The following is a 14361-nucleotide window of genomic DNA, read 5'->3' as shown; positions in this document are numbered from 1 at the left end:
TCCCAGATGACTATTCATTTCTAACTATTTGAACTGTTTTGCTACTTTCTCTGCTTTTCTACTTTCAGAGTAGTCATAAAAACCTTCTCCACTTTTTACACCTAATTTACCAGCCATTACCATATTAACTAATAAAGGACAAGGTGCATATTTAGGATTTTTAAAACCATCATACATTACATTAAGAATAGAAAGACAAACGTCAAGACCTATAAAATCAGCTAGTTGTAATGGTCCCATCGGGTGTGCCATACCTAGTTTCATTACGGTATCTATTTCTGAAACTCCGGCTACGCCATTATATAAGGTTTCAATAGATTCATTTATCATTGGCATGAGGATACGATTAGCCACAAATCCAGGGTAATCATTTACTTCTACAGGGATTTTACCAAGGTCTTTGGATACTTCCATAATAGTATTGGTTACCTCATCAGAAGTATTGTATCCTCTTATAATTTCTACCAGTTTCATTATTGGTACCGGATTCATAAAATGCATTCCGATTACCATTTCTGGTCTTTTAGTTACTGCAGCAATTTGTGTAATAGAAATCGAAGAGGTATTGGTTGCCAGAATCGTGTCTTCTGAACACGTTTCACTAAGGTCTTTAAAGATTTTTAATTTAAGGTCTATATTTTCAGTAGCAGCTTCAACGACTAGTCCTGCATATTCTACTCCCTCTTTAATATTAGTGTAAGTTGATATATTGGAAAGAGTATCTTCTTTGTCATTTTGAGTGATTTTCTCTTTGGCAATCATTCTATCCAGATTTTTGGTGATTGTTGCCAGGCCTTTATCCAAGGCTTGTTGCGAGATATCGATTAATTGTACTTTAAATCCTTTTTGTGCAAAAGTATGTGCAATACCATTCCCCATTGTTCCTGCTCCTATAACTGCTATGTTTTTCATTATTTTATGTTTAAGTGTATTGTGTAGTAATTTTGTTTTAATTTTTAAAGCAATCGATAATTTTAAGTGCCACTTCTAACGCTTTTTTCCCTTGTTCAAGAGAAACAATAGGAGTGGTGTTATTATTGATCGCATGTGCAAAGGTGTCTAGTTCATCCAAAATGGCATTATTAGAAGGAACACCTGGATTGTCAAAGTATATTTGTTTTTTAACACCTTCTGCATTTTGAAGTATCATGGCAAAGTCGTCTGGTTGCTCAGGAGCATCTTTCATTTTTACAACTTCACACTTTTTTTCAAAGAAATCAACAGAGATATAAGCATCTCTCTGAAAAAACCTGGATTTTCTCATATTTTTCAGAGAAATTCGACTCGCGGTTAGATTAGCAACACAACCATTTTCAAATTCAATCCGTGCATTGGCAATATCTGGAGTTTCACTAATTACTGAAACTCCACTGGCACTGATCTGCTTTACTTCAGAATGTACAACACTTAATATCGCATCGATATCATGAATCATAAGATCTAAAACCACAGGAACATCTGTTCCACGAGGATTAAACTCTGCTAATCTATGAGCTTCAATAAACATAGGATTGTCTATTTTATCAGCTACTGCAGTATAGGCAGGATTAAAGCGTTCAACATGACCAACTTGCCCTTTTACCTTATAGGTTTCTGCTAATTGAATTAATTGTTCAGCTTCTTCAACAGTATTAGTGATCGGCTTTTCTATAAAGACGTGTTTTCCAGCTTGTATTGCTTGTTTTGCAACTTCAAAATGAGCAAAGGTTGGGGTTACAATATCAACAACATCTACAGAGTCAATCAATTCTTCAACAGAATTGAATAATTGATAACCAAATTCTTCGGCTATAGATTTTGCTTGTTGTTCGCTAGTATCATAGAAACCTGCTAGATCATAATTTTCGGATTGTTCGAGAAGTCGTAAATGGATTTTACCTAGGTGTCCCGCACCGATTACTCCTGCTTTGAGCATAATTCAAGATTTTACACAAAAATAGTATTATTTATAAATTTTAAATCCTAATTATATCTAAAAAGCAAAATATTCATAATAGAGGTGAAATAGTTTATTATTCTATTAAAATCTTTGCGTAATTTTGACCCGCTAAACAACCAAATAAAGTGAAAGATACCCTAAGACATGCTGGAAAAAGAAAGCAGTTAGTTGATGTTTTAACCCGAAAAGGAATCAAGGATGAGGCCGTTTTGGCGGCTATTGGAAAAATTCCAAGGCATTTATTTATGGATTCTGGTTTTGAGGATCATGCTTATCAGGATAAAGCTTTTCCAATTGCTGCAGAGCAGACTATTTCTCAACCATATACTGTTGCTTTTCAGAGTGAATTGTTACAAGTCGATAGGGGAGATAGTGTCTTGGAAATAGGAACAGGCTCTGGATATCAAACAGCAGTTTTATGTGAATTGGGAGCAAAGGTATATAGTATAGAACGCCAACAAGAATTGTTTAAAAAAACAAAGCTTTTTCTATCTAAGTTAGGATATCGTCCTAAACGACTTTCTTTTGGAGATGGATATAAAGGGATGACTGAATTTGCACCATACGACTCTATTATTGTAACTGCTGGTGCTCCTTATGTGCCAAAACCGTTGCTGAGTCAATTAAAAATAGGAGGTAGGTTAGTGATTCCTGTTGGAAAAAATAATCAGATTATGAACTTGTTTACCCGAAAAAGCGAGACAGAATTTGAAAAAAGAGAATTAGGTGAGTTTAGATTTGTTCCTCTATTAGAAGATAAAAATTAGTCAAATAACAGATTAATTAACTGGGTTGGATTAATAGTAATTCTGAAGAAGAAGGATAATTAAGAAATAGAAGATTTACAAGAATCTTCTATTTATAACTCTTTTTAATTCGATCCAGTGCTCGTTTATTATCACGATCTTTAATAGTCTCTCTCTTGTCATACATTTTCTTACCACGAGCTAAAACGACATCAAGTTTAGCTAAGCCTCGTTCATTAACAAATAAACGAGTAGGTATAATTGTCAAACCAGAGTTTTTTACCTCTTTTTCAAGTTTACGTAACTCTTTCTTATTTAGTAATAGTTTTCGTTCACTTTTGGGTTTGTGATTAAAATAAGTAGCGTGTGAGTATTCTTCAATATTCATATTGATTACAAAAAGTTCTCCATTATTAAACTCACAAAAACTCTCTGCGATCCCTGCCTTTCCTTCTCGAATAGCTTTTATTTCTGTTCCTACCAGTTTGATACCCGCAGTATATTTATCCAGAAATTCATATTCGAACTTGGCTTTTCTGTTAAGTATGTTAATTTTATTCGGATTCATTTTTATTTTCTCACTCAATATTGATAAAGATCACAAAAATACAAAGCTTTCTCGAAAGAAAGCTTTTCTAAATGATGATTATATGATAAAATATTTTAAGGTGCCTGAAGTTGGATCGTAGAAATCTTACCTTCTTTAGAGATTTTTATATCCATAGCGAGGGTACCTTTTTCAAATTCTACCAAATAACTATATATTCCTTCTGCGGTTTCAATAAAACTAAATGTCTTTAGATTTCCAAACTTATTGTAACAACCTTTTACAAATCCGGCAACTCCTTCTTTAGTCATTTCTTCTTGTAATTCAGTAGTATATTGAGCAAAAATTGCATCAGTATTTTGAGCATTAAAGTTTTCTTGAAACGTTTTTATTGTCTTTTCGTAAGACTCAGCATCTTGCGCTAATAGAGGTTGTGAAATAGCAAAAGCTAAAAGTAATATTAGATATTTCATTATAATAAGATTTAGGATTCGCAAAATAATTATCTTTTTGAAAATTTAAAAACATCATCGAACAATTTTAATTGATTTTTATGGGTGGTTTAACAAAATTGTTACAATTATTTATTGTATAAAAATTACTTTAGCCCCTATAAAATATATTGCTATGACACGATTTTTGTTTCTAATAATTGCATTGGTTTTTGTTTCTTTTACAACAATAATCAATGAATTTTCTGCACAAGAAATTATTGATAAAACTATAGAAAAAGCTGGAGGATCAAAATATGATCATGCAGTAATACATTTTACTTTTAGAGGAAAACAATATCGTAGTAGACGTGATAAAGGGGTGTATGAATTAGAACGATTTGTAAATGCTCCTCAAGGACTGACTCATGATATTGTAAGTAATAGAGGATTAGAAAGATCTATAGAGAACTGCCCAGTGAAGGTAGCAGATTCATTGATAACCAGAATTAGCGATGGGGTGAACTCAGTGCACTACTTTGCTAATTTACCATACGGACTTAACGATGCGGCTGTAAATAAAGAATTGATTGGAGAATCAAAAATCAAAGACATTTCTTATTATAAGATTAGAGTAACTTTTAAGAAAGAAGGAGGAGGAACTGATTATGATGATGAATTTATGTACTGGATTCATAAAGATAATTTTACCATAGATTATCTAGCGTATAAATACGCAGTTAATGGTGGAGGAATTAGATTTAGAGAAGCTTTTAATTCACGAATAGTAAGCGGAATACGATTTGTCGATTATAATAATTATAAAACAGATGATCTTTCAACTCCTTTATCTCAATTAGATAAACTTTTTGATGATGAGAAGCTTACATTACTCTCTAAAATAGAACTAGAAGATATCTTTGTGTATGTTGAGGGTAACTGTTGCTAGTTAATAATTTAAGACTGTATCAATAATTGTGTTATTGGCAGAAATTGTTACTACAAATAATTTTCCATAATCTTTTTCATCAATAGAAGAGTGTTTCTTCTGTTTTAATATCTTATTGACAAAAGCAGGAGTAGTGTTACTATGACCAACAATGACAACTGTTTTTCCTTTGGTTTTTTGTTGAAAATCTGAGTTGTATAGATCTCTTGGATCGTAAAGAGTAACTTTTAGATTTTTACTATTGGCAATTGGATTGGCGGTTTCAAGAGTTCTGTAGTAATCTGTACTAAAAACCATATCTATATTGGCATTAGAAAGAATATGAGACCAGTTTTGTGCTCTGGTTTTTCCCTCTTGAGTTAAGTGAGGATTTCGGTTATTAGGATCGCTAAGATCTTTTTCTGCATGTCTGATAAAGAAATATGTAGTAGTATTATCACTGCTTTGAGCCTGGGCTATTAATCCAAATAAGAAAAAAGATAGTAGAAAAAATGATCTCGTGATTTTCATAATATACGTTTTTGCGAATTGCAATAAAAGCAACAAAATACTGAAAACCTTATAATTTAACAATTTTTGTCTTTATCCAATGATTTTTATAGTGTGGATATAGAAGAGATATAGAATGTATTTTGGATTAAATTAGAAGTTGTTTTGTTGAGTTTCTATAAATGATATTTGAGTGAGTGTAATTATAAAACCCTATATGAAGTTTCTCGGGGTGATATTATACAAGAGGTGTATTTTTTTAAATCTACGCAAACTCTTGAAAAAGTCTGCGTAGCTTTGATATTGAACAAATATGCTATTATAACATTCCCATTTTCCAAATGACTATAATCATGGATAAAATAGCTATGATAAAAAATCCTATATAAATATATGATGAGCTCTTCTTTTTGTTTGAAGAGCCTAAATCCCCGGAAGATTTCATAGTGGTTAGGTTTAATTGATTGATGATGTCTTTATAAGACTGTAAAAAAACCTTTTTGTTACACTTTTTGTGGTTTTAATTGTAAAATTCTTTTTTCAAAGTTTTTTGCTTCTAACGGGTTTAGGATATTTTCGAATAATTCCATTAATTTTTTATCGTGATTCCAGCGTTTTTGCTGTAATAAATTAAAGTGAACAAAAGTGCTCCACATCACAGCTTTAAGCTCAGATTTATCGTGATTCCACATACGAATCTCTACGTGTAATTGATTTTCTGAATAATAGAATAATTGCGAATCGATAACCACATCTTCCATTAATAAAGCAGGTTTTAAATAAGCAATTTGGTTGGATCCTACGACCCAACTAACTCCTTGTGTCTTTGCCAGAGTAAAAATATCAAGATCATAATGTTTATCAATTTGATCTTCTCTCGCATTGATCATATAATTGATGTATGAAGCGTTGTTAAGGTGGTTAAATGGATCGCAATCCTGAAATCTGATTTTCGCTTTACTTTCTAGGGTTTTTGGTAGTGCTGTCATAATTTATTTTAGTTTTATACCAATCGGTATATTTTGTTTCAAAAAATATAATTTATTTTAAAGTTTTAGTTCATTTTGAATCATACTATCGATTTGATCCATAGTATGTAATAAGTAACTATTATCTTCCATAGTATGGGTCATAAAAATAGCACCACTGATCATGGTGTATAATCTTTTAGCATATAAAGAAGAGTTAACTTCTGGAGCTATTTCTTTTACTTCTTTACCCGCATTAATGAGTTTAACAACGTTATTCTGTATTTTGTCTATAGTATATTGTACATATTGAAAAAGTGCTGGATTTTGATGTTTGGCATCTACTCCCATGTTTAATACTGGGCAACCGCCAAGCTCTTGACTATAATTATAATAATTTCTATAAAAGTCAGTAACTAAGAATAATTTTTCAAGAGGAGAATTACTCAAGGATTGATGATCAGTAATACGTCTTAACATCTTTTTTACAGTCATCGTAAATGATGCAATAGCTAATTCTTCTTTGTTTTTAAAGTTGCCGTAGATAGCGCCTTTCGTTAAACCTGTGGCTTTGGTAATATCACTCAAACTAGTAGCTGCATACCCATTTTTATTAAAAATAGGAGCTACTGTTTGAATAATAAATTCTGTTGTTTGTTCAGCTTTGCTTAACATAAGGTATTACAGGTAATTTTTACAAAGATAATAAAAAATATACCAATCGGTATATTTTTGTTGTTAACTCTTTCTATAGCATAAATTTAATAGAAATATAACAGAGACAAAGTCAGAATATCTGTATATTTCAAGATTGACAATAAATTAAATTATGAATAAATATTACTTACTTTTTATCGTTTCATTGACTGTTTACTTTTCTCATGGACAAGTTGTGATTAATGAGTTAGATGTGGATACGCCAAGCACCGATGATATGGAGTTTATAGAGCTTAAGTCTGATACTCCTAATTTTTCTCTAAATGGATATGTATTAGTATTTTTTAATGGGTCAACAAGCGGAGCAGATTCAAGTTATCTGGCTTTTGACCTTGATGGATACACAACAGATGTCAACGGTATTTTTTTAATAGGTGGTAATAATGTTTCTCCTGTTCCTGAGTTTGTGATTTTTGAAAATGCAATTCAGAATGGAGCTGATGCAGTAGCTATTTATTTGGGTAATGATTCTGATTTTCCGGATGGAACTTTGGCAACCACAAGTAACTTGGTAGATGCATTGGTATATGATACAAATGATGCAGATGATACGGTTTTACTAGGACTTTTAGGAGAAACCGAACAAATTAACGAAGGGCAAAATGGAAATCAGACCACAGAATCAATCCAGCGTAATAATGATGGTAGTTATACTGTTACGACACCTACTCCTGGAGTTTTAAATGATGGAAGTGGTGTTCTTTTTAATGGTGTATCTTATATGCTTACAGGAAGTCAATATAATGAAGGTGATAGTATTGATATTGTTTTTAATACACAGAATAATGTTACCAGTGATCTTAATTTTAATGTTTCTCTAGCTAACGGAACTTTTGATAATAGTGATTATACGGGGAGTTTATCTGTAACAATTCCTACGGGAACAAATACAGATACTATTACCGTACTAATTACAGATGATAACGATGATGAAGGAGATGAAGTGATGAAGATTGTTTTTGGAGCTTTACCTTCAGGATTTAATCGTCTTAATGATAATGAAGAAATACGAATTGTAGATAATGATTTTACTACTGCTTCTTGGGGAACGCCCCTAAACCCTACATTTGGAAATGTAGCAAATACAGCTCCGGCAGATTATTATGATACTCTTAATGGGTTAGCAGATGCTGCGTTGGTTCAAGCTGTTCAGAATGTAATTGCAGATCCAAATTCGGTTCGTACACAAACGTATTCTGATATAATTGATATTTTAAAAGAGGCCGATCAAAGTCCTTTAAATAGTAATCAGGTGTGGTTATTGTATACAGAACAACAACGCCCTAAATTGGATTTTCAAACCTCTGGAGGGAGTAATGTTGGAAAATGGAACAGAGAGCATACATATCCAAGATCAAGAGGAGGTTTTAATAGTATAGATGCAGATGATATTGCTGATGGAATAAATGTTTTTGTAACTACAAATGCTGATTCATTACGTCATGCTAATTCTGATGCCCACGGACTTCGTGCTACCGATGGACCTGAAAATAGTTCTAGAGGAAATCAAGACTATGGTGAATATTCTGGACCGACAGGTAATCAAGGTAGTTGGCAGGGTGATGTGGCGAGAGGTATATTTTTTCTTGCCATTCGTTATAATGGTTTGGATGTGGTGAACGGAGATCCAAGTAATTCTACAGTTGGAGAATTAGGAGATCTTGCTACTTTGCTGGATTGGCACCGAAATGATCCTCCGGACGATTATGAAATGAATCGAAATAATATTATTTACACTTGGCAGCGAAATCGAAATCCATTTATTGATCAACCAGACCTTGCTGAGTATATTTGGGGTAACAATCAAGGAGAAACCTGGGCAAATACCTTATCTATAGGAGATAATCAAAATGATGAAAGATTCTTAATCTATCCAAATCCTGCAGAAAATTATGTTACGATCTCAGCTCCGGGAAAAAAAGGAAAAATTAATATTTATAATGCTTTAGGAGTTTTGGTTTTTAAAAGTTCTTTTCAGGAAATGGAGAGAGTAAATGTTGATTTTTCGTCAGGAATATATATGGTACAAATAGTATCTGATGAAAGAGTAGTTAACAGACGACTTTTTGTAAAGTAGTTTTAGTTAAGACCCATGTTTCCGTAAATAACATCATCTTTAAGTATTTTAGAAATGCTTTTGGGCAATACACAGGCATTGGCTAAATCTAATTCTTGCTGTTGTAATAACACTTGGTATTTTAGTAACACTTTCTGTGCTTGTTCGCAATTTGTAATTTGATTTCTTACGTAATTGGTTCTTGGGTTTTTGGATTTGTTGCTTCGAGTTTCAAAATCTTTGAATTGACATTTTATGGCATTCTCTTCATGAAAATAGAATCGTTCCTCGAGTGTAAGAGTGACATTTACTTTTTCAACTTTTCCGTATTTTTTCCTTTCGTAATCTTTATATCTAATTTTATGTATAGCGAACTGAAAAAATAACTGATCATCCCAAATGTAATACTCATCCTTAAATGTTACATGACCCTGAGTGTAGGTATGAAGTATGTGTTTTAATTCTCTACTATTATAATAAAAAGTAAGGGAGCCTTTATCTGATGATTCTTCGCAAGTATATTCAATATGATGTTGTCTTAAAGTATTGTCATCTACCAACTCTCTTATAAGCTGATATTTGTTACTTATGTCCACAAGAATTTCCTTTCTACTTTGCCCAAAAGAGATGTGAATGTTTAGGAAAAAGAGTATGATTAAGGTTGGTTTCATGTGCATTGCAATTTACTTAAAACTTTAATGCAGTTATTATTTAGTTATTAACTATTGTAGGAATAAAGTTGTTAATATCTATGGTAAAACCGTAATAACCTAATCTGAAAGAACCTTAGAATTGTTGATTTATTATATATAATACTAAAAAGATCAACCAGTTTTAATATAAAACTGGTTGACTCTTAGTTTGTTATTGTTTTTAAGATACTAAATCTGCCTGATTTCTAAATACCAAATTATGATCAAATTCATCAAGTAATATGATGCTTTCTGTGGAAACCTTACCAGCAAGAATCTCTTTTGATAGTTGATTGAGTACCTCTTTCTGAATGGTACGTTTAACTGGCCTTGCTCCAAACTCTGGTTGAAATCCTTTTTCTGAAAGATATACAATTGCTTCTTCTGTTGCGTCTAATGTTATACGTTGTTGTAATAACATTTCTGAAACCTTACTTAATTGTAATTTTACAATCTCTTTGATATTGGCTTTTGTAAGAGGCGAAAACATAATAATATCATCAATTCTGTTCAGGAATTCTGGTCGTACGGTTTGTTTTAATAAGCCTAAAATTTCAATTTTAGAAGCTTCCATAGCGGTATCCATATCTTTAATTGCTTCAAATTTCTCTTGTATAATATGACTTCCCATATTGCTGGTCATAATTATAATGGTATTTCTGAAATCTGCTGTCCTACCTTTATTATCTGTTAGCCTTCCTTCATCGAGTACCTGCAAAAGTATATTAAAGGTATCGGGATGTGCTTTTTCTATTTCATCGAGTAAAATTACAGAATATGGCTTTCTTCTTACCGCTTCAGTAAGCTGTCCGCCTTCATCATATCCTACATATCCAGGAGGTGCTCCTACTAATCTGCTTACTGCATGTCTCTCTTGATACTCACTCATGTCGATGCGAGTCATTGCGTTTTCATCATCAAACAGATATTCTGCCAGTGTCTTTGCGAGTTCTGTTTTACCTACACCAGTGGTACCTAGAAAAAGAAAAGATCCTATTGGTTTTTTTTGATCCTGCAAACCTGCACGACTTCTTCTAACAGCATCACTAACAGCTTGAATAGCTTCAATCTGACCAACTACGCGTTTTTGTAATTCTTTTTCAAGAACTAATAACTTTTCTCGCTCACTTTGCAACATTTTAGTAACAGGAATCCCGGTCCATTTTGCTACAACTTCTGCAATGTCATCATTAGTGACCTCTTCTTTTATTAATGAAGACTTACTTTGTTGCTCATTTAACTGATGCTGTAGACTTTCTAGATTTTCCTGAGCTTCTTTGATTTTTCCATAACGTAACTCTGCTACTTTACCGTAATCTCCATTACGTTCTGCACGTTCTGCTTCAAGTTTATGTTCTTCTATAGCTGTTTTTGTGTTTTGAATAGCATCAACAACTTCTTTTTCGCTTTGCCATTTGGAAAAGATCTCATTACGATCTTCTTTGATATTGGCAAGATCTGCGTTGAGAACCTTTAATTTGACTTCATCATTCTCTCTTTTTATTGCTTCGATTTCTATCTCAAGTTGCATAATCTTACGATCTAATGCATCTAATTCTTCAGGTTTTGAATTGATCTCCATTCGTAATTTTGAAGCGGCTTCATCCATCAAGTCGATTGCTTTATCCGGTAAAAAACGATTGGTGATGTATCGTTGAGATAGTTCAACAGCGGCAATTATGGCCTCATCTTTAATTCGAACTTTATGGTGTGTCTCATAATTACCTTTAATTCCTCTTAAAATGGAGATAGCACTTTCGGTATCAGGTTCATCAATAGTTACTTTTTGAAAACGCCTTTCTAATGCTTTGTCTTTTTCAAAATATTTTTGATACTCATCAAGCGTTGTTGCTCCAATAGCCCTAAGTTCACCACGCGCTAAAGCAGGCTTTAAAATATTAGCGGCGTCCATAGCTCCCTGACCACCACCAGCACCAACTAATGTATGTATCTCATCAATAAACAATACGATATCTCCGTCACTTGTAGTTACTTCTTTTACAACGGCTTTAAGACGTTCCTCAAATTCTCCTTTAAATTTGGCTCCGGCAATTAATGCTCCCATATCCAGAGAGAAGATTTGCTTGTTTTTTAAGTTTTCAGGAATATCTCCCGCAATGATCCTGTGAGCTAAACCTTCAGCAATTGCAGTTTTACCAACACCTGGCTCTCCTACGAGCATTGGATTGTTTTTGGTACGACGAGAAAGAATCTGTAATACTCTTCGAATTTCTTCATCTCGTCCAATAACCGGATCAAGTTTCCCACTCTCAGCAAGTTCATTAAGGTTTTTTGCATATTTATTTAATGCCTGATACGTTTCTTCTGCACTTTGAGAAGTTACTCTCTCTCCTTTTCTAATTTCTTGTATCGCCTCGTTAAGATGTTTTTCTGTTACTCCCTGATCTTTTAGGATTTGTGCTATTTTACTTTTAGATTTAAAAATAGCAATTACCAAATGCTCAATTGAAACATAATCATCATTCATCTTTTTGGCAATAATACTAGCTTCATTTAAAGATTTTCCGGCTTCTCTGGATAATTGTAAATCGCCACCACTTACTTTAGGAAAACTTTCTAAAGTGCTTTCTAAAACCTGTAGTAACAAACTCATATTAACATCAAGCTTTTTTAATAGAAAAGGAAGTACATTTTCATCTACATCGAAAATAGCTTTGAAAATATGTTCGTTCTCAATTTGCTGATGCCCTAAACCCTGAGCAAGTTGTTGCGCTTGCTGTATGGTTTCTTGTGATTTTATAGTAAAATTATTAAAGTTCATCTGCTTTTCTTTTTAATTTTTATTGAGGTAGATCAAATAACATTCCTGATAGATAAATATGTCAAAATGTCTTGTAAACACTAGGGGTTTATGCCTTTTTGACTTATTGTAAAGTTACACAATTCATATCGACCAATAAAAGAACGATGATCAATAATAAAAATCATTTGATTAAGTTTGTAATACAATAATAGAAAGAGGAAAATGGGAATATTTAATAAATTATTTGGATCAGAAAATCAAGAGTCAAAAGAAGAAAAGCAAGCCTTACCTTGGCAAGAGCTTAAATCGTTATCTCAACTGGACCAAATAGCGAAGGCATCAAAAACTAAAACACAAGCTATTTTTAAACATTCTACCCGATGTGGAATTAGTCGAATGGTGATTCGTAATTTTGAAAGTAGTTTTGATCTTACAGAGGATCAAGTGGATTTATACTATTTAGATTTATTAAATCATAGAGATATATCTTCAGAAATAGCAGCAAAATTTCAAGTGTTCCATGAATCTCCACAATTTATTGTAATTCGTAATAATGTTGCAGTGCATCATTCTTCTCATAGTATGATTACTCCACAGGTATTACATGAGTTTGTTTAAAATACATTTTTACTTTTTTCAGTAAGAAAGGGACATACGGTTATGTCTTGGACTCTTGATTCATACATTTTTATATATAAGTGAGTAGACATTTTTCTTGCTCTTCTTTTTGCGATCTCGGCTTTTTCTCCGAGATGTAATTGATCAATAGTCTCAAACCATAGATTCAACCAATTACCAAAGTGTTCTTGAGTAATTGTACCATTAAAAGTTTTGTCTACCTTTTGATGTACGGCAATGGGATTGCCTTTAAATTTTGCTACAAATAGTAAATTGGTTTCCCAGAAATCGGTTAATCGTTCAATATGCTCGTCCCAGTTGTGAATCATATTATTAAATATATACCCCAACATTTTGTCTTTTCTAATTTTAGCATAAAACAGAGAAACTAATTTATGTATGTCTTCTCTACTTTCGATATCAATAAGATGCTCTCTTTTCATAGTAGTTAATATTATGCCATATAATACCCAAAGTTTATTATGGTTAGAATAGAATTGGTAAGTAAGCTAATAATTAAAAGATTGAATACAAATTTTGCTTTCATCTGAGCTAAAATCGACGCATTAAAAGTCATACAGACCATTACACATAATGATAATTGTACTATTTGAAAAGATGAACGTTCTTGCATAAGAATATACATAGCAGCTACGGATCCTAAGCAGCTAGATAATATAATCATAAGGGGTATATATGCCATATACATTTCTTTGAAATCCTTTAGAAATTTTGAATACATAACAATAGTTTTTAAGTTATGGTTCAAAGATATCTCAGGAATAGGGTAAGAGTTTATGATCCTAATCATAAAGGCTTAAAAACGATATTTATCTGTATACTTTTCGATCTTTAATTAGTAGTTCACCTTTTTGTTCCAGCTTTTTTATTGCTCTAATTACAGTTTCTACTCTAAGACCTGTGAGGTCAGCTAATTGTTGCCTGGTGAATTGTATTTTGTAGCGAGTAGTGCTATTTGTATGGTCTTGTTGATTGTTCTTTTTAAAATAATCCAAAATTCTGAGGATACGGTGCTCAGGTTCCTGAGTTGATATTTCGGAAACCATAATGGCTTTGTAATATAGTCGTAAAGCGAGTGTGCTTGTAAATTTATGATGAATTGAGGGGTGTTCTTCCAGGAGTTTTAAAAATTTTTCTTTTGAAAGTTGCCAGACCTCTGCATCAATAATAGCTTCTGCATTAGCAGGATATCTAAAATCAGCAAATAATGGAGGTTCTCCAAAGCTTTTTTCTGGACCAAAGATACCTTGTATATATTCTTTACCTTCATCATTAAAATTATTCATTTTCACCTCCCCAGATTGTATCTGATAGTAATATTTTGCAATATCGTTTTCTTTAAAAAGTTGTTCCCCTTTCTGATATTTTTTTAATACAGCACCGGCATTAAGTAAGGTGTCTTGATCGATCATTTGAAGTACGGT

At 32.5% G+C, this 14361-nt stretch carries 16 protein-coding genes; 4 read left to right on the top strand and 12 right to left on the bottom strand.

What is annotated here, in order from left to right; genetic code table 11:
* Positions 1–24: 24 nt before the first annotated feature.
* On the bottom strand, positions 25–912 hold the full coding sequence (locus tag U0D62_RS21665; protein ID WP_322289450.1) for a 3-hydroxyacyl-CoA dehydrogenase family protein: 888 nt from the start codon (positions 910–912) through the stop codon (positions 25–27).
* Between the two features lie 37 nt (positions 913–949).
* Positions 950–1915, bottom strand: a complete 966-nt coding sequence (locus U0D62_RS21660) for a Gfo/Idh/MocA family protein (protein ID WP_322289449.1) — start codon at positions 1913–1915, stop codon at positions 950–952.
* Positions 1916–2064: 149 nt separating this feature from the next.
* On the opposite strand from U0D62_RS21660, the gene U0D62_RS21655 reads away from it, so the two are divergent.
* The gene (locus tag U0D62_RS21655) at positions 2065–2706 is read left to right on the top strand and encodes a protein-L-isoaspartate(D-aspartate) O-methyltransferase (RefSeq protein ID WP_322289448.1); all 642 of its coding nucleotides are present in this window, start codon (positions 2065–2067) and stop codon (positions 2704–2706) included.
* Between the two features lie 88 nt (positions 2707–2794).
* On the opposite strand, the gene smpB is transcribed toward U0D62_RS21655, so the two are convergent.
* Positions 2795–3253, bottom strand: a complete 459-nt coding sequence (smpB, locus tag U0D62_RS21650; protein ID WP_322289447.1) for an SsrA-binding protein SmpB — start codon at positions 3251–3253, stop codon at positions 2795–2797.
* A gap of 95 nt (positions 3254–3348) precedes the next feature.
* A complete protein-coding gene (locus U0D62_RS21645; protein WP_322289446.1) occupies positions 3349–3705 on the bottom strand; it encodes a DUF3887 domain-containing protein in 357 nt (118 codons plus the stop codon).
* A gap of 154 nt (positions 3706–3859) precedes the next feature.
* Here U0D62_RS21645 and U0D62_RS21640 point away from each other — a divergent pair, with 154 nt between their 5' ends.
* On the top strand, positions 3860–4612 hold the full coding sequence (locus tag U0D62_RS21640) for a DUF6503 family protein (RefSeq protein ID WP_322289445.1): 753 nt from the start codon (positions 3860–3862) through the stop codon (positions 4610–4612).
* Here U0D62_RS21640 and U0D62_RS21635 read toward each other — a convergent pair whose 3' ends face one another.
* The 3 genes from U0D62_RS21635 to U0D62_RS21625 all read right to left on the bottom strand — a co-directional run bounded on the left by U0D62_RS21635 (position 4613) and on the right by U0D62_RS21625 (position 6744).
* Complete coding sequence (locus U0D62_RS21635) at positions 4613–5122, bottom strand: SixA phosphatase family protein (RefSeq protein WP_322289444.1); 510 nt, start codon at positions 5120–5122, stop codon at positions 4613–4615. It lies immediately after the preceding gene.
* Positions 5123–5604: 482 nt separating this feature from the next.
* Positions 5605–6090 carry an acyl-CoA thioesterase gene (locus tag U0D62_RS21630; protein WP_322289443.1) on the bottom strand — a complete coding sequence of 162 codons (486 nt, stop codon included), beginning with the start codon at positions 6088–6090 and terminating at the stop codon, positions 5605–5607.
* 57 nt (positions 6091–6147) lie between these two features.
* Positions 6148–6744, bottom strand: coding sequence for a TetR/AcrR family transcriptional regulator (locus U0D62_RS21625; RefSeq protein WP_322289442.1), 597 nt, complete (start codon positions 6742–6744; stop codon positions 6148–6150).
* A 154-nt stretch (positions 6745–6898) separates the two neighbouring features.
* On the opposite strand from U0D62_RS21625, the gene U0D62_RS21620 reads away from it, so the two are divergent.
* The gene (locus U0D62_RS21620; protein WP_322289441.1) at positions 6899–8863 is read left to right on the top strand and encodes an endonuclease; all 1965 of its coding nucleotides are present in this window, start codon (positions 6899–6901) and stop codon (positions 8861–8863) included.
* Positions 8864–8865: 2 nt separating this feature from the next.
* Here the strand turns inward: U0D62_RS21620 and U0D62_RS21615 are convergent, their stop codons facing one another.
* Together U0D62_RS21615 and clpB are read right to left on the bottom strand one after the other, a co-directional pair.
* On the bottom strand, positions 8866–9513 hold the full coding sequence (locus U0D62_RS21615) for a hypothetical protein (RefSeq protein WP_322289440.1): 648 nt from the start codon (positions 9511–9513) through the stop codon (positions 8866–8868).
* A gap of 202 nt (positions 9514–9715) precedes the next feature.
* Positions 9716–12316 carry an ATP-dependent chaperone ClpB gene (gene clpB, locus U0D62_RS21610; protein ID WP_322289439.1) on the bottom strand — a complete coding sequence of 867 codons (2601 nt, stop codon included), beginning with the start codon at positions 12314–12316 and terminating at the stop codon, positions 9716–9718.
* A gap of 204 nt (positions 12317–12520) precedes the next feature.
* Between clpB and ytxJ the strand changes: the two genes are divergently transcribed.
* A complete protein-coding gene (gene ytxJ, locus U0D62_RS21605; protein WP_322289438.1) occupies positions 12521–12916 on the top strand; it encodes a bacillithiol system redox-active protein YtxJ in 396 nt (131 codons plus the stop codon).
* Here ytxJ and U0D62_RS21600 read toward each other — a convergent pair.
* The 3 genes from U0D62_RS21600 to U0D62_RS21590 all read right to left on the bottom strand — a co-directional run bounded on the left by U0D62_RS21600 (position 12913) and on the right by U0D62_RS21590 (position 14349).
* Positions 12913–13359, bottom strand: a complete 447-nt coding sequence (locus U0D62_RS21600; RefSeq protein WP_322289437.1) for a group III truncated hemoglobin — start codon at positions 13357–13359, stop codon at positions 12913–12915. The genes ytxJ and U0D62_RS21600 overlap by 4 nt on opposite strands.
* Before the next feature lie 11 nt (positions 13360–13370).
* The gene (locus U0D62_RS21595; RefSeq protein WP_322289436.1) at positions 13371–13658 is read right to left on the bottom strand and encodes a hypothetical protein; all 288 of its coding nucleotides are present in this window, start codon (positions 13656–13658) and stop codon (positions 13371–13373) included.
* Positions 13659–13746: 88 nt separating this feature from the next.
* Positions 13747–14349: a Crp/Fnr family transcriptional regulator gene (locus U0D62_RS21590; RefSeq protein WP_322289435.1), complete on the bottom strand. Its 603-nt coding sequence runs from the start codon at positions 14347–14349 to the stop codon at positions 13747–13749.
* Positions 14350–14361: the final 12 nt, after the last annotated feature.

The sequence above is a fragment of the Aquimarina callyspongiae genome, from assembly GCF_034322225.1.
Taxonomy (GTDB): domain Bacteria; phylum Bacteroidota; class Bacteroidia; order Flavobacteriales; family Flavobacteriaceae; genus Aquimarina.
This window is presented reverse-complemented; position numbering and strand designations above follow the sequence as displayed.